The organism is Bradyrhizobium yuanmingense (assembly GCF_029167105.1).
Classification (GTDB): domain Bacteria; phylum Pseudomonadota; class Alphaproteobacteria; order Rhizobiales; family Xanthobacteraceae; genus Bradyrhizobium; species Bradyrhizobium yuanmingense_A.
Window position 1 is genome coordinate 153,327 of the sequence record NZ_JARFML010000003.1, and the last position, 17,144, is coordinate 170,470.

16 protein-coding genes and 2 pseudogenes are annotated in these 17,144 nt (G+C 57.1%); 10 read left to right on the forward strand and 8 right to left on the reverse strand.

All coding sequences use genetic code 11. The features are described from left to right. Window positions 1-75 precede the first annotated feature (75 nt). A complete protein-coding gene (locus P0R31_RS05520; protein WP_275513168.1) occupies window positions 76-1,221 on the forward strand; it encodes a TlpA disulfide reductase family protein in 1,146 nt (381 codons plus the stop codon). Window positions 1,222-2,092: 871 nt separating this feature from the next. Here P0R31_RS05520 and P0R31_RS05525 read toward each other — a convergent pair. After that, window positions 2,093-2,437, reverse strand: coding sequence for a hypothetical protein (locus tag P0R31_RS05525; RefSeq protein WP_275513169.1), 345 nt, complete (start codon window positions 2,435-2,437; stop codon window positions 2,093-2,095). 294 nt (window positions 2,438-2,731) lie between these two features. Between P0R31_RS05525 and P0R31_RS05530 the strand changes: the two genes are divergently transcribed. The 4 genes from P0R31_RS05530 (at window position 2,732) to P0R31_RS05545 (ending at window position 5,561) form a co-directional block, all read left to right on the forward strand. Then, window positions 2,732-2,971 (forward strand): hypothetical protein, encoded by a 240-nt coding sequence (locus tag P0R31_RS05530; RefSeq protein WP_275513170.1) that lies wholly within the window; start codon window positions 2,732-2,734, stop codon window positions 2,969-2,971. 744 nt (window positions 2,972-3,715) lie between these two features. Beyond that, complete coding sequence (locus tag P0R31_RS05535) at window positions 3,716-4,342, forward strand: J domain-containing protein (RefSeq protein WP_275513336.1); 627 nt, start codon at window positions 3,716-3,718, stop codon at window positions 4,340-4,342. Between the two features lie 380 nt (window positions 4,343-4,722). After that, window positions 4,723-4,965, forward strand: coding sequence for a hypothetical protein (locus P0R31_RS05540; protein ID WP_275513171.1), 243 nt, complete (start codon window positions 4,723-4,725; stop codon window positions 4,963-4,965). Continuing rightward, window positions 4,962-5,561 carry a mobile mystery protein B gene (locus tag P0R31_RS05545; protein WP_275513172.1) on the forward strand — a complete coding sequence of 200 codons (600 nt, stop codon included), beginning with the start codon at window positions 4,962-4,964 and terminating at the stop codon, window positions 5,559-5,561. The genes P0R31_RS05540 and P0R31_RS05545 overlap by 4 nt, the downstream gene beginning before the upstream one ends. Window positions 5,562-5,701: 140 nt before the next feature. On the opposite strand, the pseudogene P0R31_RS05550 reads toward P0R31_RS05545, so the two are convergent. The 3 genes and pseudogenes from P0R31_RS05550 to P0R31_RS05560 all read right to left on the reverse strand — a co-directional run. After that, window positions 5,702-5,929 (reverse strand): annotated as a pseudogene (locus P0R31_RS05550) (tyrosine-type recombinase/integrase); the annotation flags it as partial. A gap of 129 nt (window positions 5,930-6,058) precedes the next feature. Next, on the reverse strand, window positions 6,059-6,268 hold the full coding sequence (locus P0R31_RS05555; RefSeq protein ID WP_275513173.1) for a hypothetical protein: 210 nt from the start codon (window positions 6,266-6,268) through the stop codon (window positions 6,059-6,061). 120 nt (window positions 6,269-6,388) lie between these two features. Then, a pseudogene (locus P0R31_RS05560) lies at window positions 6,389-6,788 on the reverse strand (ATP-binding protein); the annotation flags it as partial. A gap of 163 nt (window positions 6,789-6,951) precedes the next feature. Here P0R31_RS05560 and P0R31_RS05565 point away from each other — a divergent pair. Beyond that, window positions 6,952-7,314 (forward strand): FAD-binding protein, encoded by a 363-nt coding sequence (locus P0R31_RS05565; protein WP_275513174.1) that lies wholly within the window; start codon window positions 6,952-6,954, stop codon window positions 7,312-7,314. 1,149 nt (window positions 7,315-8,463) lie between these two features. Then, window positions 8,464-10,722, forward strand: coding sequence for a S9 family peptidase (locus P0R31_RS05570; RefSeq protein WP_275513175.1), 2,259 nt, complete (start codon window positions 8,464-8,466; stop codon window positions 10,720-10,722). 253 nt (window positions 10,723-10,975) lie between these two features. Here the strand turns inward: P0R31_RS05570 and P0R31_RS41005 are convergent, their stop codons facing one another. The 3 genes from P0R31_RS41005 to P0R31_RS05580 form a co-directional block, all read right to left on the reverse strand. Next, complete coding sequence (locus P0R31_RS41005; RefSeq protein WP_430516803.1) at window positions 10,976-11,065, reverse strand: hypothetical protein; 90 nt, start codon at window positions 11,063-11,065, stop codon at window positions 10,976-10,978. 208 nt (window positions 11,066-11,273) lie between these two features. Then, window positions 11,274-11,594: an integration host factor subunit beta gene (locus P0R31_RS05575; protein ID WP_275513337.1), complete on the reverse strand. Its 321-nt coding sequence runs from the start codon at window positions 11,592-11,594 to the stop codon at window positions 11,274-11,276. Window positions 11,595-12,795: 1,201 nt separating this feature from the next. Continuing rightward, the gene (locus P0R31_RS05580; RefSeq protein WP_275513176.1) at window positions 12,796-13,203 is read right to left on the reverse strand and encodes a hypothetical protein; all 408 of its coding nucleotides are present in this window, start codon (window positions 13,201-13,203) and stop codon (window positions 12,796-12,798) included. A 330-nt stretch (window positions 13,204-13,533) separates the two neighbouring features. Here P0R31_RS05580 and P0R31_RS05585 point away from each other — a divergent pair, with 330 nt between their 5' ends. The 3 genes from P0R31_RS05585 (at window position 13,534) to P0R31_RS05595 (ending at window position 16,704) form a co-directional block, all read left to right on the forward strand. Then, window positions 13,534-13,974, forward strand: coding sequence for a hypothetical protein (locus P0R31_RS05585; RefSeq protein WP_275513177.1), 441 nt, complete (start codon window positions 13,534-13,536; stop codon window positions 13,972-13,974). A 248-nt stretch (window positions 13,975-14,222) separates the two neighbouring features. Continuing rightward, the gene (locus P0R31_RS05590) at window positions 14,223-15,248 is read left to right on the forward strand and encodes a cytochrome-c peroxidase (RefSeq protein WP_275513178.1); all 1,026 of its coding nucleotides are present in this window, start codon (window positions 14,223-14,225) and stop codon (window positions 15,246-15,248) included. Between the two features lie 460 nt (window positions 15,249-15,708). Further along, window positions 15,709-16,704 carry a hypothetical protein gene (locus tag P0R31_RS05595; RefSeq protein ID WP_275513179.1) on the forward strand — a complete coding sequence of 332 codons (996 nt, stop codon included), beginning with the start codon at window positions 15,709-15,711 and terminating at the stop codon, window positions 16,702-16,704. A gap of 3 nt (window positions 16,705-16,707) precedes the next feature. Here P0R31_RS05595 and P0R31_RS05600 read toward each other — a convergent pair whose 3' ends face one another. Further along, complete coding sequence (locus tag P0R31_RS05600) at window positions 16,708-17,070, reverse strand: methylamine utilization protein (RefSeq protein ID WP_275513180.1); 363 nt, start codon at window positions 17,068-17,070, stop codon at window positions 16,708-16,710. Between the last annotated feature and the right edge of the window lie 74 nt (window positions 17,071-17,144).

Below are 17,144 nucleotides of genomic sequence, written 5' to 3' on the forward strand. Positions count from 1 at the left end.
ATTTGCCGCCTTCCGCGAGAGCAGAACGAGTCTGAGAGTGTCGAGCAACCTTTAGCAATAGCTTTGGAGAGCAACATGGTGCTGCGCATGGAATCCCTGGCCCCTCCTATCAAAGTGCAGAGCTGGCCGCGTGGCCAACCTCTGAAGAGCTTTCAATCCGGTAAGATGTACATTGTCGAATTTTGGGCGACTTGGTGCGGGCCATGTGTGGAGGCGATGCCCCATCTGGTGCAGCTGCAAGAGCAATATAGAGACAGGGGGCTTGAGGTCGTCGGAGTCGCAGCCAGCGAAAGAGCTCCAACCGCGAAAGAGGCCCGAACCAATTTGGACGCGTGGTTGGCCGAAAAATTTCCGAAGCTGAACTATCGGATCGCGTTCGACTACTCAGGCGAAATGGACAAGCTCTGGATGGAGCCCAGTTTTTCTTGCGGAATTCCCACCTCCTTCGTGGTCGACCGTGACGGCCGGATCGCCTTTATCGGACACCCGAGACGACTCGACGGCGTTTTGCCGAAAGTCATCGACGGCATCTGGCGAACTAGCGATCAAGCCAAAGCTGCCGATGCGAACCGGATCGAGGCAGACCAACGCCTTGCCCGCGAAATAGCCGTGATCGGACCAATCTACGACAAACTTCGGCCGGCGATGGAGGCCGAAGATTGGAAAACCGCGTTCTCGGCCGTTGAAGAGGGCCTTGGCTTGATGCCCAATCGAATGGACTTCCGTCAGCTTCATGTCAATCTGTTGCTTCACAAAATGCGCGACATGCGGACGGGCCTGCCTGCCATGCGCCAATTGGTTCGCGACGCAATCGACCAAAAATCCCAGGAGTGGATGACCGTAGCTATAAGCGAACTCTTCGATCCGGCGATTGACACGTCCCATCTCCCGCGTGCCGAGCGTTTTGCGATGGGTAGGGAGCTGTCCGAACAAATTCTGGCCCTCAAACCCCCGCCAGGCGACTACTACAAGTTCCGGGCATGTGAGGCGGTCGCTCAGTATTACTATGAGAGCGGCAACAAGGAACGCGCGATCGAGTTGATTGAGCTGGCACTGAAATCAGTGGAGGATCCGCATCCTATGCAGGAAAAAAGGAAACAGAACTACGTACCTAGGTTGGTCCAGGCTTTGGCCAACTACAAGGGTGAGAAAGCTTGTTACGGAGAGTTTTGTTCGGCTCCGCAAACAAAGCAACCTCCTGAGAGCCGGACCGAAAAATAAGTGAGTGATTTCGATCCGGCTGTGATTCCTTCGGATTTGCGAAGGCGGGCTTTGCCGAGCGTGTTCCCGCCGTACTCGATGCAGTGCTATTTTTAGGCTTGGCGCGACAGCGTCAGATGGCAGAGGATCGTACAAGCTTGGTTCGGCAGGCGCGGCGCAAGCGTCGGCGTAAGCCGAGGGCGACGGCCTCAGCGGAAGAATACCGATCATCGACGATCTCGAGGAGATCTCGGCGCTGTTCGGCGGTGAGCGGCTTGGGTTCCCAGTCGTCGGGTCACGCTATGATCAACGTGACTGGACGATTGTGGATTGTCGGCGCTCAGCGCCGCCGAGCGGCGAGATGTACTGAAAATGCTCGAGGACCGCCATGGCCATGCCTCCACCATCGTAGCCAGCCAAGTCCCGTAGATACATGGCAAGAAGCTATGGGAGAGCCGATGACTTCATGGTGCCTCGTTCTTCGATCGCTCGGTGTGTCGTACCCGGTTGCGATGGTGAGTAATTTGTGTCTGAGAGCTCGATCTGCCATGGCTCGCCCTTGGCCAACCCCTGCCAGCAATCCGCGCGCGAGATCATTGAACACCGTCTGCCGGGTCACTCCAAGCTCAGCCGCGGCGCCCTGAATCGAGAAGCTCCCGTCGGGCCAGCGCATTGGGTTCTTGTCCATGCCGTTGATTTGTAAGCGCTTAGCCGGGCTTTCAATTTCCCATAATCTTTGCCTTGATCGCGGCTCTTCGCGGGCCACTACTTTCGATCAAAAGGCGAAGTATGCATCTAACGAGCAGTTTCTTGGACTCGGCCATTGACGTCGATCAAAACGAGATCCGTCGAGCAGCGGTGCACCGGCGGCTGCCATTGGCCGACCATCAGCTCAAGCGAGAGGTTCTGTGAGTAATGTTTGATGTTTAGAAACAAGCTGCGCTCTTGAAGGTCGGGCAAGAAGAGGTTGAGCGGTATCGACCAGACCTTGCAAAACATCCATGAGTTCGCTTCCGATCACCACGACAGTCTGCGAGAGGTGCAAGGTGAGGCGAGTCACGATCGAGAAGTCGAGGAGATGCAAAGGCTCATTCGTTTCTCTTGTATTTGCCAACGGAATTAGAACAGGATCAAGGACACCGAGCAGCGGCAGAAGGACATTTCTGTGATCGTTGATGGTTTCTTCGAAGCCGGCCGAAAGATCGAAGCAGACCAGTTGAGGCGCCTTCATGGGCACCGGGCGCGCCGCCGCCGTTTAGCTGCCTGAGCCAGCTGAAGCAACTCCGCGAGGATATCGAGCTCCACGAAGTGATGGACAGCGTCATCTCGGAGAGAGAACGACGAAGTGAAGGATGTCGCTTGGCCGGCGGACATCCACATTGTGGGCGCCGATTCTACGCGCTTCTTGACGCGGGATTGCCGCGGACCGATCCATCAGCGGGCGACTTTCCCGCACGGCTTATTGCCTTTGAGAAGATGAAATTGCTCCAGCAGCAACCAATCATCATCTCGGCGCTGGTGCGTTGCCTTGTTGAACATCGAGGTCGGTCGCAACTTCCTGTTGGACATGAACATCCTATCATATCTGCGCATCCGCAAATACGACGGTGAGATGGCGACACTAGCATTCAAGCAGCAATGCATTGTCTCGGTCATGAATGTGCTCGGAACCGGGAAAGAGATAGAGCTCGGCGCCCTCAACGCCGACCTTGAAGAAGGATGCGATCGTTGCCCGCGCTCACCTCCAAATCAGCACCCGCACATCGACTAAAGGCTTCAATCTGCCATGCGGTTTGAGGGCTGGGGCCAAGAAACGAGATCATCGTGACGAGCCGCCTGCAGTAAAGCCGGTCAGATGCGTCCGATAGCACAATCATTCCGTCACCAATGGAAGGTCCGCACGCCGCAGCGGTCGGGCCAATTCCGATGATCTGTTCACTGACAACGCCCCGATCGCATGCTTGGCGTGCCATTCGCAAAACACGAAAGGTACTCCATCCCTTTTCGAGCCTGCCGCCCGCTCCATAACGCGTGGCCAGGCTGATGTTATTTGTCGGTTTGCGCGGATGCTGATCTTCCTTGCTAACCGCCGTCGAGCTAATCCGGTGGCTCCGTCCAGAGATTACAGGGAAGTTGCGCCGTAACACTTTTGGTGAACCAACGCGCGCTTCATCCTAATTGCGCGTGGCAAGCGACGAAGGAGGCGGTTGATCAAAAAGTGTAGATTGATCTTGCATGTCGAACCCTTGTAGCGATCGCTTTGGCAGGCACGACATTCATAACCAATTATGTGACATGTTCTTGCCATGCAAATCAATTGCTAGCGTTGATAGGCGACAAAGGCACCCATGTTGCTAAAGAGCTGAGGAAGACGTCGAAAATAGAGCCACAACTAAAAGAATGTTCATCGAGCGAAGAAGGTAGAGCATTTCGATCGGAATGCAGCAATCGAGTTCACCGCGCCGCGATCGACGACGGGGTGCTGATAGTTCCTTGCGGAGTTCGACCATCAGGCATGCCGATCGATTTGTCCAAATTCTTCGACTCCATCCGCGTCAAGCCGCAAGCCAAGCAGCAAGCCAGGCCGCGCGAGACTGTGGTCGTCTGCGAAAAGATCGGCTGCCAGAACAAGGGTATTTATCGCGCGCCGAAGGGCCGCCAAAATCCGAGCAAGTATTGGCATTTCTGCCTGGTTCACGTGCGCGAGTACAACCAGAATTACAATTTTTTCTCTGGCATGAATGCCGAAGCTATTGCGCAATATCAGAAGGATGCGCTGACCGGCCATCTTCCGACGTGGAAGATGGGAGCAACTGGCGGCGTCAAGAAGGTCGCGGAAGCGGAGATCGACGGTCCCTTCGATCCGTCGAGTATGTTGTCGGAGAGAGAGGGCCCTGCCAACTACGACTCGGACTCACAGTCCAAGGCCGAGACGCGCAAGGTCATGAATGCCGAGCGCAAGGCGCTCCAGATCATGGGCCTCGACCACAACGCCACGCTCGGCGACGTCAAGACCAAGTACAAGGCGTTGGTTAAGCAGCATCATCCCGACGCCAATGGCGGTGACCGCTCCACCGAAGATCGCCTGATCGAGATCATCAAGGCATACAATTACTTGAAGACGGTGCTGCGCGATCTCTAGTCCTATTGAGTCAGAGTGTTGTGTCCTTTGGACGCACTTCAGCAGGGAGGTGAAATGGATCTGACAAACGGAGGACGTAGAGGTGCGATTTCCGGCACCTGTTGTGGGTCTTGCGGGCGTCATCGGCATCCAGAGCGCTGCGCGATTGTCTTACGGGCTGATGGTTCGATCGGATAGAGGAAGATTGGACGCTAGGTGTGCCTCTGAGATGAACGGGAGGCCGGCTCCATGGCAAGCTCCTATCGAGATTGCGTCGGGATGGTGCCCGCCTCTTAGCGTCGATAGCGGGCCTGACGGGCAGAAGTTTCGTGGTTCGATGAGCACAGGGCATAATTGGGCTGGTGTGGGTTTGATGGACAGGGGCAGCCACCCTGAAGTCGATGCAGGCTGCAGCGGAAGCAATGGGATGCCGATTTGTCTACGCCGTCCTTCCCGTCGGAACCATCCAAGATGTAATAGCTGCTCAAGCGCAAAAAAAGGCGCAGGCGTTGGTTCGTCGGGCAAGCACACATATGGCGCTCGAAGACCAAGCGCTCTCAAAGGAAAAGATGGCTGCGGAAGTGGAGCGCATCGCAGCCATTCTTGTGCGGGAGATGCCGTCTGATTTCTGGAGCGACAAATGACCGGACTGACAGAATATCCGGAGGGCGCGACACCCTTAGATCCCAATGAACTCGGGGGGGTGAAGTTCAAGCACATTACGACCCGCGAAGAGCTGGACGAGCTTGAGCAGGCGAATATTGAGTCTGGCCTGCAATGGCTTGGTCGCCATCGCGGCGATGTTCTGACGGACGATTTTGCAGTTGCCCTTCACAAGCGCCTGTTCGGTGACGTGTGGGATTGGGCAGGTACGTTCCGAAAGACAGGCAAGAGGATCGGCGTCGATCCCATTCACATCCCAGTTCAGCTGCGGACGCAGGATGACGCGCAGTACTGGTCAAAGAATAAGACTTATCCTGAGTTAGAGGCAGCGGCTCGGTTTCATCACCGGCTTGTTCAGATTCATCCATTTCCAAACGGAAACGGAAGGCATTCTCGGATCATGGCGGATACGATACTTGAGCGCGTCTACGGAGCGAATCCTATCGACTGGGCGGGCGGCTACGATCTTCAAAAGATGAATGATCGCCGCACCTCCTACATTGTGGCGCTCAAAGTTGCCGACGCAGGCAACATCATTCCACTGATAGACTTTTGCAGTCCGCGTGGTGGCCATTGACAACGACATGAGACAGCGATGGCCAAGAAGAAAAAGCTAAGTGAATACGAGGCTGCCTGCGTTACGGGGATGTCACCCGAGCTGCTGCGCAGGTACGTCTGCGTCGTCTCGACCGATTCATGACCGAGCCACAGCGCGATCACGGAGCAGTCGACGCCCGCTTGCAGCAGTTCCATCGCAGCGCTGTGCCTCAGCACGTGCGGCGACACACTCTTGGCCTTCAAAGACGGGCAACTTTTGTGAGCCGCACGAACATGCTTTCGCAGCAGCGACTGGGCGCTATCGGCACTGAGCCGGCCCCCGTGCACGTTCGGGAACAACGCTGTTGCTCCTTTCCACGACGGTTCGTTGAGCCATGCCTGGCGCACGCACCGAGCAAGTGTGGTCAGCGGAGCGGTCCGCTTTGCGGTATGTTATCGGCAGACCAAGAGGACAGAGCCGCTGTGCCCGCAAACGGCCAGGTTGGTCCATCCTCTTAATTTGTTCTGTCCGGTTGTTTAGTGGATTATTGTCCCTCTGCACTCCGGGTCGCATAAGCAAAAAAAGGTTTCGCAGACCCAAGCCATCTCCGGGCTGGCGCTGCAAACATCTTGCGGATCGGCGACCTGCGCATCGGTGTCGACCTGTGCCGCGGCCTCAACCACGATATTCGGCGCTGTCGCTGCGATCGCGATGGCGGTCGCAGTCACAAACAACATTTTCTTCATTCGAGCATCCCTTCCTCAGATTGGCTCAGCCCCGTCTCTACCTAACAGCACCAACGGGAAATGCAAATCTCACGTTACGTCAGGTTCTAGCTTACAGATTCGGGCGCCACACGCGCAGGCCCGATAGCTCGATCCCTCGATTTGGATAACAACCGCGTGGTGAAGCAGGCGATCAAGCAATGCGGTGGCGACGACGGCATCTCACAAAGACCTCGCCCCATTCGGCAAAGCCGCGTTTTAACGTGAAGAGCATCGCACCCTATTTCATAGCGGGCGTTGACCAACTGGAAGAACAAATTGCCGCCGCCGGGCACGACCGGGAAGTAACCGATTCGTCGACGACAAGGAGGGAGTCGCGGGCGAGGAACCGCAGGCGCTCGCGCAAAGTGCTTTCGCGTTCGGCTTTTGAGAGGGTGCTAATGATGTCGGCTAGCGTGGCGAACGCGACGCTCTTTCCCGCCTTCAGGGCCTCGACAACGAGTGCCGTCGCGAGATGACTCTTGCCGGTGCCTGGCGAACCAGCGTCATAATGCCGGGTGTCTAAGATCCGAGATTGGGATCCTCTAAGCGTTTCACCGCGATGCGGAACGTCAGTTATTGTTGTCGACTGCAAGCGGCTTGGCGATGAGACGCATTTTGTTATCAGACAACCTGATCCGACGTTAACGCTTCTGGCGGCATGGATGGCGGCTCCCGCCGCCGCTTCTTTCCTCCGACTGGCAGCTGATCCGCGGCTCGTGGGAACGAAACATCCAAATCTTGGACCAATCAGAAAGGGCCCATTCGTCGCGCTGGCGAGCGTCCCGGCAACGCTAGGTACGGCGGCTGGGCTGGCAACCGATACTGACGGCAAAGTATTGGACCGAAATGGCAGCCCAATCGCGGGTCTTTATGCCTGTGGCAATGACATGACCTCGCCAATGCGTGGGATCTATCCCGGAGCAGGCATCACAATTGGCTCGGCCATCGTATTCGCATATCGCGTTGTCAATAGCATCCTGGCTTCGGCTCGTCAGGGACAAAAGGCTGCGGCTTCTGGAGCTTAATGGTCAAGTTCAGGGGCCTGGCGGCGCGATCGCGCTCTCTCTGTTCGGGCGCAGATAAGCCAGTTGGAACGAGAAGTCGAAGCTAACCAGCGTCTTGATTGCCGAGATGCGCGTCATTTGTAACGCGATCCTGATGCGGCCTTGCGCCCCGTGAGCTCCTAGGCGAGTAGGGCTATAGTGCAGGTGTGAAACTTCGCGAATGGGGCGTATGGACAGTCTCTCTGTTGGCAAGCCGCCGAAAAACGGCGCTGACGATCCCGCTCACGGCTGGTCCCCATAATCATCGGCCAGTCCGGCTGTGGGCACTCATTGCTGGGCAAATCAAGTGGTGGCTACGCAGGGATGGGGGACGGGCGCAGGTTGGATATTGGGCTTTGTGCGGAGCGTCGATCAGCATCTCGGCGGCGGACCCCAGCTTAACGGCCTCGGAGCCGATGCGCTCAATGGGTGGTTCGCGTGAAGGTGCGTCATCTGTGTCTAAGAGGCAAGAAGGCCAAGTGAAATTGAAAGCGCATCCGCTTGTCTCGGTGGAGGCGACGACCAAAGACCAAGGTAATCTGATGGTCACCGCGGCTCTTGTCGTTGGCGAGCACGATCGCATCGTCGGCGACGCGTGACCAAGACATGCAGCAGATCGCCGAGACGCAAGCCAGTATGACGTCGAGATCGACTGCATCGGCGATCTCGCCGCAGGCGTTCTTGAACGAGAACAGGCGTCAGTCCAGATGATCTCGAAGAGATCATTCTTGTGGGTCGCTGGCTGATGGTCGAGCGGAATAAAGGCGGGGCAAGCAGTGAAGTCGTAAATCATCTGAAAGATCGCAGTGCTCACCATCGATCAGCCGACCTGCGTCGACCTCGGGTATCTGTTCGATCTAAGACAGGAGTGTTAGTTCATCCACTGTTCTTGTGGTTTAGACGACGCCAGGATCGAAAAACAAGGTGTTATCGCGTGGTGCCCCGCTGGCATCCTTTCTGCAAGGGGCAGAAGAGGGGGAGACAGCGCTCAAGGTGCTCTATGAGTTAGACGGCCAAAGCGCTGTCAGCCTCCACATAACGCTGCTGTCATTGTCCCACACAGGAAATAACTGATTCTGTACAAGTTGGGCGCATTGGCGATTGCTTTGTTGGCTCAACAGGAGGGGCCTCGTGAATAGTCGGAAGGATAAGACCGTAAACGATACCCTGCTGCTTTCCGGTTACAAACGAGCGCTCACGATTGGCGGTCACTATGCCCAGCTCACTGTCAATGTCCCGGACGTGCCGTTCTGGGTTTCGAGTGGTGACGCGTTTGCCTACCGGCGCAGGATTAAAGGCAAGCACCAGTTCATGCTCGTGGATGCTGCCACGGCCAAGAAGCAGCCCGCTTTTGATCACGCCCGCCTCGCGGATGCGCTGAACAGGGCAGCCCAGAAGGATTATAGTGCGGACGGTCTGCCTTTCGATCGTTTTGAACTGGCGGATAATGAGATCACCTTCAGCGTCGAAAACACCAGCTGGAGCTTCGATCTTGTAAGCTATGTCTGTACAAGCAAGACCACGCTCGAAGTCGCTCAGCAATACGTCTATGACGATACGCCGCCTGCGGAAAACGATCCGAGGAAAACGATCGCATCTCCTGACGGTAAATGGCTGGTCTATATCAGGAACTACAATATCTTCCTGCGCAGCCACGACGGTTTGCAAGATATCCCTTTGACCTGGGACGGATCTGAGGGCAACTACTATGCTCTGTCGACGCTGACATGGTCTCCAGACTCGCGTCACCTCGCGGGCTACCGAATCCGTCCAGGTCACAAACGGGAGGTCCATTTTGTCGAGTCATCGCCTACGAACCAGCTTCAACCGAGACATTGGACCATGACGTATCCAAAGCCGGGTGATCCTTTGGCGCTACCCCAGCCGGTGCTGTTTGGCATTATCAGCCAGCGTGAGATCGCGATCGACAATGCCTCTTTCCCAAATCCCTACTATCTCTCACCGATCCAGTGGTGGGAGGACAGTCGCGGTTTCACTTTCGAGTACAATCGGCGAGGCCATCAGCTCTATCGTATTGTCGAGGTGGAAGCTGCCACGGGCAAAGTACGCTCTCTGATCGATGAGCGCAGCAAGACTTTCATTGACTACCATTGTCTAGTGGACCAGGAGCATACAGGGAAAAAATTCCGCTACGACGTTGAGGACGGACGGGAGATCATTTGGGCTTCCGAGCGCGACGGATATGAGCATCTCTATCTTTTCGATGGTCGGACCGGCGAACTCAAAAATCAGATCACCAGAGGAAATTGGGTGGTCCGCGCGGTCTATCACGTCGATCCAGTCAAGCGTCAGATCTGGTTCGGTGCGAGCGGGATGAACGCCGGGGAGGATCCTTACTTCGTTCACGCCTACCGCATCGACTTTGACGGGACAGGACTGACCGCGCTCACGCCCGAGACGGCCAATCATCACATCGAGTTCTCACCCGATGGCCGGTACTTTGTCGACCGGTGGTCACGCCTCGATGTTCCGCCGCGTTTGGTGCTGCACCGGACCAGTAACGATGGGGAGATATCTCAGGTCGAGAGCGCGGATATCTCCGAACTCGTCGCCGCTGGTTGGCAGCCGCCACTCAGCTTCCACGCAAAGGGGCGGGACGGAGAGACCGATATATGGGGGATCATTCACCTGCCGGCCAATTTCGATCGAAACAGGAGATATCCGGTCGTGGAGCACATCTATGCCGGCCCGACCGGTTCGTTCGTTCCCAAGTCCTTCTCGGCCTCGGTCCAGCCGCTCGCGCAGCTAGGATTTATCGTCGTTCAAATCGACGGTATGGGTACGAACCACCGCTCGCGTGCGTTCCACGATGTCGCCTGGAAGAATTTGAAAGACGCCGGCCTTCCGGACCGAATCCTGTGGCACAAGGCGGCGAGCGCGACCTATTCGTGGTATGATATCTCGAGCGTCGGGATTTTTGGCGGATCTGCCGGCGGGCAGAACGCTGTGAACGGGTTGCTCTTCCATCCCGATTTCTACAAGGTAGCGGTCGCCACCAACGGCTGCTACGACAACCGGATTGACAAGATCTGGTGGAACGAACAGTGGATGGGGTGGCCGGTCGGCATCGAATATGCGCAATCGTCTGCCGTCGACAACGCCCACAGGCTGCAGGGTAAGCTGATGCTTATTGTCAGCGAAATGGACCGCAATGTCGATCCGTCCTCTACATTCCAGCTTGCGGATCGGCTCATCAGGGCGAGAAAGTACTTCGATATGCTTGTCGTGCCTGGCGCAGACCACGGAGCACCCGGCAATTATTGCCAGCTCAAGCTCGTAGACTTTTTCGTTCGCAACATTCTAGGGCAGATACCGCCTAACTGGAATGCCGCAGGGACCGAGTTGCGGATAAGCGATTCAGGATCATGATGACGTGAAGAGCCAACATTTCGCGGCCCCCTCAGATATCAGGAGTGTTGCCCTTGAAAGCTGGCGAAGCAAAAGCTTTTCAGTGATCTCTGATATTGGAGCGCTGCGGTCGTATGAAGTCGGCGCGTAGCGCATGGCTTTCGGGCGCCGCTTCGCTGATGGCCTCCGCGCCGGCGCATGTGTGTTGCCTCGTTTCATAACTTAGCCCCGGCCTTGGAGTCGGGGTATTTGATCGCACCCTGAAGGGAAGAAATCATGAAAACAATGACCTAATTGAGGTCCGCGCTTGTGGGACGATATGCCCAAGCTGGTAGTGGTTCGCAATCAACCGATTCGCCGAAATGTTCCTCCGTCAAACCGTGTTCGCCGCGCCAGCGTCGTTGGTCTTCCGCCGGACGGACTTGTCGATCGAGCTTAGCCCACGCCATTGAAAGGCACCGCGATCGTGCTGCCAAGAAGGTATGAATGTTGGCCGACATGCGCCAATAGGTAGTTGTATGTGGCGCCAGGCAGAGCTGATTTGCGTTCAGCGCCAGCTGATGGGCGTGGTCTTAGGCTGCCTCGGACGGCAAACTTGCCGACTTTCCGTCTTGCGTCGCGTTCAAGCGCCCGTGCATCTCCTTGCTGGCCTTAAAGTGCGGAAAGCGCTTCTCGCCAACTCGCACGAGCTCGCCTGTTCGCGGATTTCTGGTCATGCGAGCCCGCCGTTGCTTGGTAGAAAAGATTCCGAAGCCGCGAAGCTCGACCCGATCTCCGCGCTCGAGCGCAGCAACGATCTCGCCGAGAATTGCGCCTACAATTTTCTCGACGTCACGCTGGTAAAGGTGCGGATGTCGGCCGGCGATACGCTCCACGAGTTCGGACCTAATCATTGACGCTACCATCCACAGCATTGATGAACGATCATTTCCTAGAAAGCGCTGGCGCATGTCAAGCCGCAGCTGGGTAGAACGACCAGAACCTGCCGAACGCAATTCGGCGGATATGACGAAGCATTTGAAATTTGGCATCACCAAGGTAGCGGTGGTATCTGGATCTAACAAGTGCCTGCAACGACTCTGAAGAACTGTGCTCCTTTTTTGCTCGCTTGTGGCTGTGGTGTTGCGTTGATCCTCAAAAACTTGGGGGCCGTTTCATCTATTGTCGCGCAATCTTGCCAAGCATTCACGATCGAGAGCTGGTGCTGTTGGGAATGAGAACGGACAGTCTGATATCTGACGTGCGAAGCCAGCATGCCACATCGCCGGCGAAGATCGGCACCTGTTGTTGATCATATCGATGGATCCAGAGTAATCGACAATCAGACAGGAAGGTCGATTGAGCGATGTCTCAACCCTACGTCAATCGACGTATCGAATCATAGCGCAGCCAGCGTTGTCGCCGAAGAGGGCGGTTTTCGGGGCGTCTCATCTGAGCGCGCCTGTGACAGCCCCGATTGCCACCACTTTGGGGACGAGGCGATCCGGTGTTTTCTGGCCTGTGTCGGTGACGACTATCCCCGCGCTCTTAACGTGGCACGGTGGCTGATCGGGCCGTGGGTCGCCGGCCAAGATTGAGCGAGCGAATCATCCTAATTCGATGGAGCGTTGGTGGGGGCGATGCCCTCCGTAACTGATCCGGGGCTTCGGCGGCACTGTCAGCGGAGCGCCTTCTGATCCTTCGCCGACATGGCTCCGATATACTTGCCAGCGTCACGAGGCCTCGGCCGCCGAGCTCAAGCTGATCGTCGATCGGCCGCCCCTTGCCCACCGGTCATCCACTTCGCCGATTATTGGTGATGCGAAGGATTGCGGTTGTCTTGGTTTGCAGATGCCCCCTCCGAGCTGGCCTTAAAAGCGGCCTTCGCATCTCGAGATCATCCGCGCTGCCAAAGGGCGCGTCGGCCGGATGCACACGGATATCCCGGAACTCGCTAGGCCGGTGGACGCTTGCCGACGTGGCGTTCATCTTGCCGATCGCTGGCAGCTATATTTTGACGAACCGTCGAATTTCAGAACGGCAATTTCCAAAAGACATAGAGAAGCCAAGCGATGGCCCCCCAGAAAACGATTCCCCGGACTATGAAAATCAGTGTCATGGCCGAGCCGAAACATATGATCCGCCTGAGTGCCCATGCGGCTGCGCCATAGCGATTTCATCGATCGCGTCCGCCAGTCCTCGTAAGAAGACCTGATACCACGCATCATCATCAGGCAGCTCCCACTCCCGCAGGCCGGCGACGTATCGGGTAAGAGCGATAACGCCCCCGATCGTGGTTGGCGCCGATCGGATGAGCACATTTGCATGCTCCGTGAGAGCCAAGTTCCGTTGGCCGCTGATTTCGTCGGCGGCTTCAAATTCGCATACCTTCTCAAGTTTCGCCGATACCGACGCGGCCGCATCGTAGTAGGCGGACAGTTCGCGATGCTTCTGAATGACGGCGAAGATCAGATCTCGATCAGCTGCAGCAGCCGACGGCGTGAAAAGTTCCTGCGATGACATGCTGGCCCCGGGTAAATAGCAACGCGATGTTAGCATGCCAGCTACGGCGATAATCGGCGTAGAGGCGCTTTCATCCGCTGTCTTTCTGCTCAATCGGCTTGAAGATGAGATCACTTTCGCGAGGATGGCGCGAGAAAGGAGGTCGCGGGCCTCAGAATGATCCAGTCGCACTGTTCGGCCGTATCGGAATCTTCTGAGTGGAGGCCACTCTCAGGACGATCCCTGCTCGCGAGCTGTGAGAAGGCCGGATATCATCAAACACGGATGGTAGGACAAATGTCGCTCTAGCCCTTCGTTGCAAAGATGCCAGCGAGTTTCAGGACCTTGGCGATGCTTCCTCCTAGTAGGACCTTGATGGCGGGATGCCCCGACCTGATCCAGCCCGCCAGGGCCTCCATCCCTCGCTCGGCGCGCCCTAACCTTGATGAGGGCCACATCGATCTGCCCGCCTCGGCCCGGCCCTTGGCGGGCCTCGTCTGCATCGATCGGTTCCAGCACGCGATAGCCGCACCCGCGCAAGTATTCGGCGAGCGGCTGGCGCACCAGTACTGGCGCTCTACCACCAGGACGGTCGGCTTCGACAGCGGATGCCCTCCTTGCATCGATCCTGCGATCAGCCGCGCAATACCGCGATACGGCTTTGGGATGAACCTGCCGGGCAACTGCTTCTTTTTGGCCCCCGCAGCCGATAAGAACAGGCACCTGTGGGTATTTGGCGCGAACAAGCTCGGCAAATCGGACCGTCGAGCTCTTCACTTTGGTTTCGGCTGAATGCCCGCAGGCGGCCACGCCTCAAGCCTCTGTTAGTGCAGAAATGTCAAAGCAAGTACGCGACCTGAATTAGGGCATCATTAAGTAAGAACGTTTACAAGAGAATGCCGGAGCCGTCGCTTGTCTCGCGTAACGGCTCCGTGGCCTGCTTGCCAACTCGCCGCCGGTTCGGTCGGAGCGCCAATCGCACGCGCTGGCGCATTAAGATTATTCAAACTGATAAGCGAGCATCTCATCCGATGGGTCCGATGAGGCTTTGGGTCGGCTTGGCATATCTGGTGGCATTTTTGCCGGTGGGCCTGTCTTTTGCTCTGACCACGGGAGAGCAGCCGGATGAACTCGCGGCCGTCCGCGCCACCTATCGTCGGCCGCAAGTGATTCCATTTCCGAGCAGCAACCCCTATTCGGACGCGAAAGCTGCTCTGGGAGAAATGCTGTTTTTCGACCCGCTGCTCTCGCGGTCGAAAACGCGCTCCTGTGCGACGTGTCATAACCCGTCACTTTCCTGGGGAGATGGCCTCGCGCACGCCATCGGCGAGGATCCGAAAGGCCTGCCGCTTCGTGCGCCGAGCCTGATCGATGTGGCCTTCATTGAGCCGTTGGGGTGGGACGGGAAGTTCGCCGATATTGAATCGGTTGCCTTTGGTCCGATCACGAATCCGTTGAACATGAATCTCACCGAAGCGGACCTGATTGCGCGCCTCTCGGCTATCCCTGCCTATTGCGAGGCGTTCGTTCGCGCGTTCGGAGATGATGCTATCACCCGGCCCCGGATCGAAGCGGCGTTGGCAACGTTTCAACGCACCATCGTGGCCGGCGAGTCACCGTTTGACCGTTGGATCATTGGCGACGAGACCGCCATCAGCACGGCAGCAAAACGCGGGTTTGAGGTTTTCAACGGCAAGGCGGGCTGTTCGACCTGCCACAAGGGACCATCCTTCACGGACGGATCGTTTCACGATATTGGCACGGCCAAGAACGAAGACATAGGACGTGGACGGCTGTTCCCGCGGTCCGAAAAGCTCCGGTATGCATTCAAGACGCCGACGTTACGCGATGTCGCTCGCCGCGCTCCCTATATGCATGATGGATCGGTTGCGACCTTGGAAGATGTCATCGAGCTTTACGACAAGGGTGGCATTGACCGCCCAAGCCGCTCCCCCTCGATCAAACCTCTGTCTCTGACGCCAGGCGAGAAGAAGGAGCTCATCGCCTTTCTCCAAAGCCTCAATGCCTCATCGCCACTTGCGGCGTTTCCGAGGCTACCGCGATAGCTGTCAGGGCAGGCAGTATTGACGCTCTAGGGAAGATGCGGCAGAGCCGCGCCCAGCAGTCCGAAGCCGAGGATCATAATAGCGCCGGCGCAAGTCTCGAGCATTTCGGCGCGCGCTGGACGCCATCTTGCCCCGAATGCAAATGCTGAACCCACCACCACAGTTGCAGCACTGATCGCCCCGAACATGCCACGGCTCCCCCATCTCCGATCTGCCTGTCTTTGAGTACGACAGCCGGGTTGAGGAGCCATCATTGAGATGGCTACAACTTGAAGGGACTTGCAGCTGCTAGCAAAACGGCAGGGGAATCGCCGTTAACCACGCGGATGCAGGTGTGGCGAAACCTTTAAAACTTCTGGTATACTGAACGAATAGTTAAGGGTGGGCGGTAATTGCCATGATTGGGGATCGGAGCCGCGCTTTCGGCTCGGCATTTCGTGGAAATCTCCTCAAGGGCATCGTGGCGCTCTCGTTCTGGGTGGCGGAGACCCAGGGCGCCAGTGCCCATGTCAAGTGGTTTTGCGCCTATGACGTTTCCGGGCAGCCGCGCCGCCTCGAGAATGTCCTTTGCCAGGATTTTGAGCTGCTTGTTGGGCTTGCGCTGTTTTGGCTGTTTGCCGGCTGCCTGGTTGAGCGCACCTCGTTAGGCGAGGCCATGACGCGGTCGCTCGACCGCGTGACCTGCGAATTGCGGCTGCACACCGAAGAGATGATCCGCGTCGTCTGCGGTTTTTTCTTCATCGCGGTCTGGGCAGTAGGCGGTATCATGCTGACGCCCGAACTGAAAACGACGTCACCCTTCGTCGGACCATTGCAGCTTGCGATCGCTGCGGGCGTGCTGTCGCGGCGCACGCTGCCGCTGTCTGCAGCCGGGATCGTGGTCCTGTTCGGGCTCGCCCTGCGCGATTACGGCACGTTTCACCTCGCCGACTATCCGATCTTTCTGGGCCTCGCGGCCTACTTGGCGTTGGTTGGATTGCAGAAGGACGTCTTCGGCATGCGGCCGCTGGATGTGGTTCGGTATTCGACCGCCGTGACCTTGATGTGGGCCTCCGTGGAAAAATGGGCCTATCCGGAATGGAGTTTTCCGCTTCTGATCGAGCACCCCGGTCTCACGCTGGGTTTGGAAAGCGAGTTCTATATGCGCGCTGCCGGCGTCGTGGAATTCACGCTGGCGTTTGGTCTTCTTTGGACCGCGCTGGTCCGGCGTGTGGCGGCCGCAGTGCTTGCCGGAATGTTCATCAGCGCGTGCCTCGAATTCGGGAAGCTCGATGCGATCGGGCATTCGGCCATCATTGCTGTCTTGTTGGCGATCATTGCTGACGATTGGCAGCCCGCCGGGAGCGATCGTCGCGTTCCCTGGCTGGCGCCGGTCGGGCTGGGCGCGTCGCTGACCGTCACCGTCTCTGCCTACTATGTCGCGCACGCGACGATCTTCAATACATCGATTCTCTAGGCGCTATTTGGTGACGTGGACGGCGAGCTTCATTTTTGGATGTATGCCACACAAGACGGTATAGTCACCGCCGACCGAAAAAACGACGTCGAACTGGCTGCCTGGCTGTTGATCGCCGGAATCGAACTCAAATTTGTCGGAGCTCAAGTAGGCGTGATGCAAGAGCTCGCCGTCATCATTAACGAACCGTAAAGCATCACCGCGCTTGATCATGATCTCGCGAGGGCGGAATTCCTGGTCCTTTTGCGAGATCAGGTAGGGATTTGCACCCAAGGCGGCGCCAGCGAGCAATCCCGCAGCAAGTACCCCCATGATCTGAAACGCACACTTGCCGAGGGGGAGACGGCGCAACAACAATGAAAACATCCCGTACTCCTTAAATTCAGAGCGCCCTAAAACTCAAGCGGACCGTCGCATCGGTGGTTCGCGGTACCGAATTG

Coding starts and splice junctions, on each gene's coding strand:
- P0R31_RS05520 (WP_275513168.1), top strand. CDS start 76: ATGGTGCTGCGCATGGAATCCCTGGCCCCTCCTATCAAAGTGCAGAGC.
- P0R31_RS05535 (WP_275513336.1), top strand. CDS start 3,716: ATGCCGATCGATTTGTCCAAATTCTTCGACTCCATCCGCGTCAAGCCG.
- P0R31_RS05540 (WP_275513171.1), top strand. CDS start 4,723: ATGCAGGCTGCAGCGGAAGCAATGGGATGCCGATTTGTCTACGCCGTC.
- P0R31_RS05545 (WP_275513172.1), top strand. CDS start 4,962: ATGACCGGACTGACAGAATATCCGGAGGGCGCGACACCCTTAGATCCC.
- P0R31_RS05555 (WP_275513173.1), bottom strand. CDS start 6,268: ATGAAGAAAATGTTGTTTGTGACTGCGACCGCCATCGCGATCGCAGCG.
- P0R31_RS05565 (WP_275513174.1), top strand. CDS start 6,952: ATGGCGGCTCCCGCCGCCGCTTCTTTCCTCCGACTGGCAGCTGATCCG.
- P0R31_RS05575 (WP_275513337.1), bottom strand. CDS start 11,594: ATGATTAGGTCCGAACTCGTGGAGCGTATCGCCGGCCGACATCCGCAC.
- P0R31_RS05580 (WP_275513176.1), bottom strand. CDS start 13,203: ATGTCATCGCAGGAACTTTTCACGCCGTCGGCTGCTGCAGCTGATCGA.
- P0R31_RS05585 (WP_275513177.1), top strand. CDS start 13,534: ATGCTTCCTCCTAGTAGGACCTTGATGGCGGGATGCCCCGACCTGATC.
- P0R31_RS05590 (WP_275513178.1), top strand. CDS start 14,223: ATGAGGCTTTGGGTCGGCTTGGCATATCTGGTGGCATTTTTGCCGGTG.
- P0R31_RS05600 (WP_275513180.1), bottom strand. CDS start 17,070: ATGTTTTCATTGTTGTTGCGCCGTCTCCCCCTCGGCAAGTGTGCGTTT.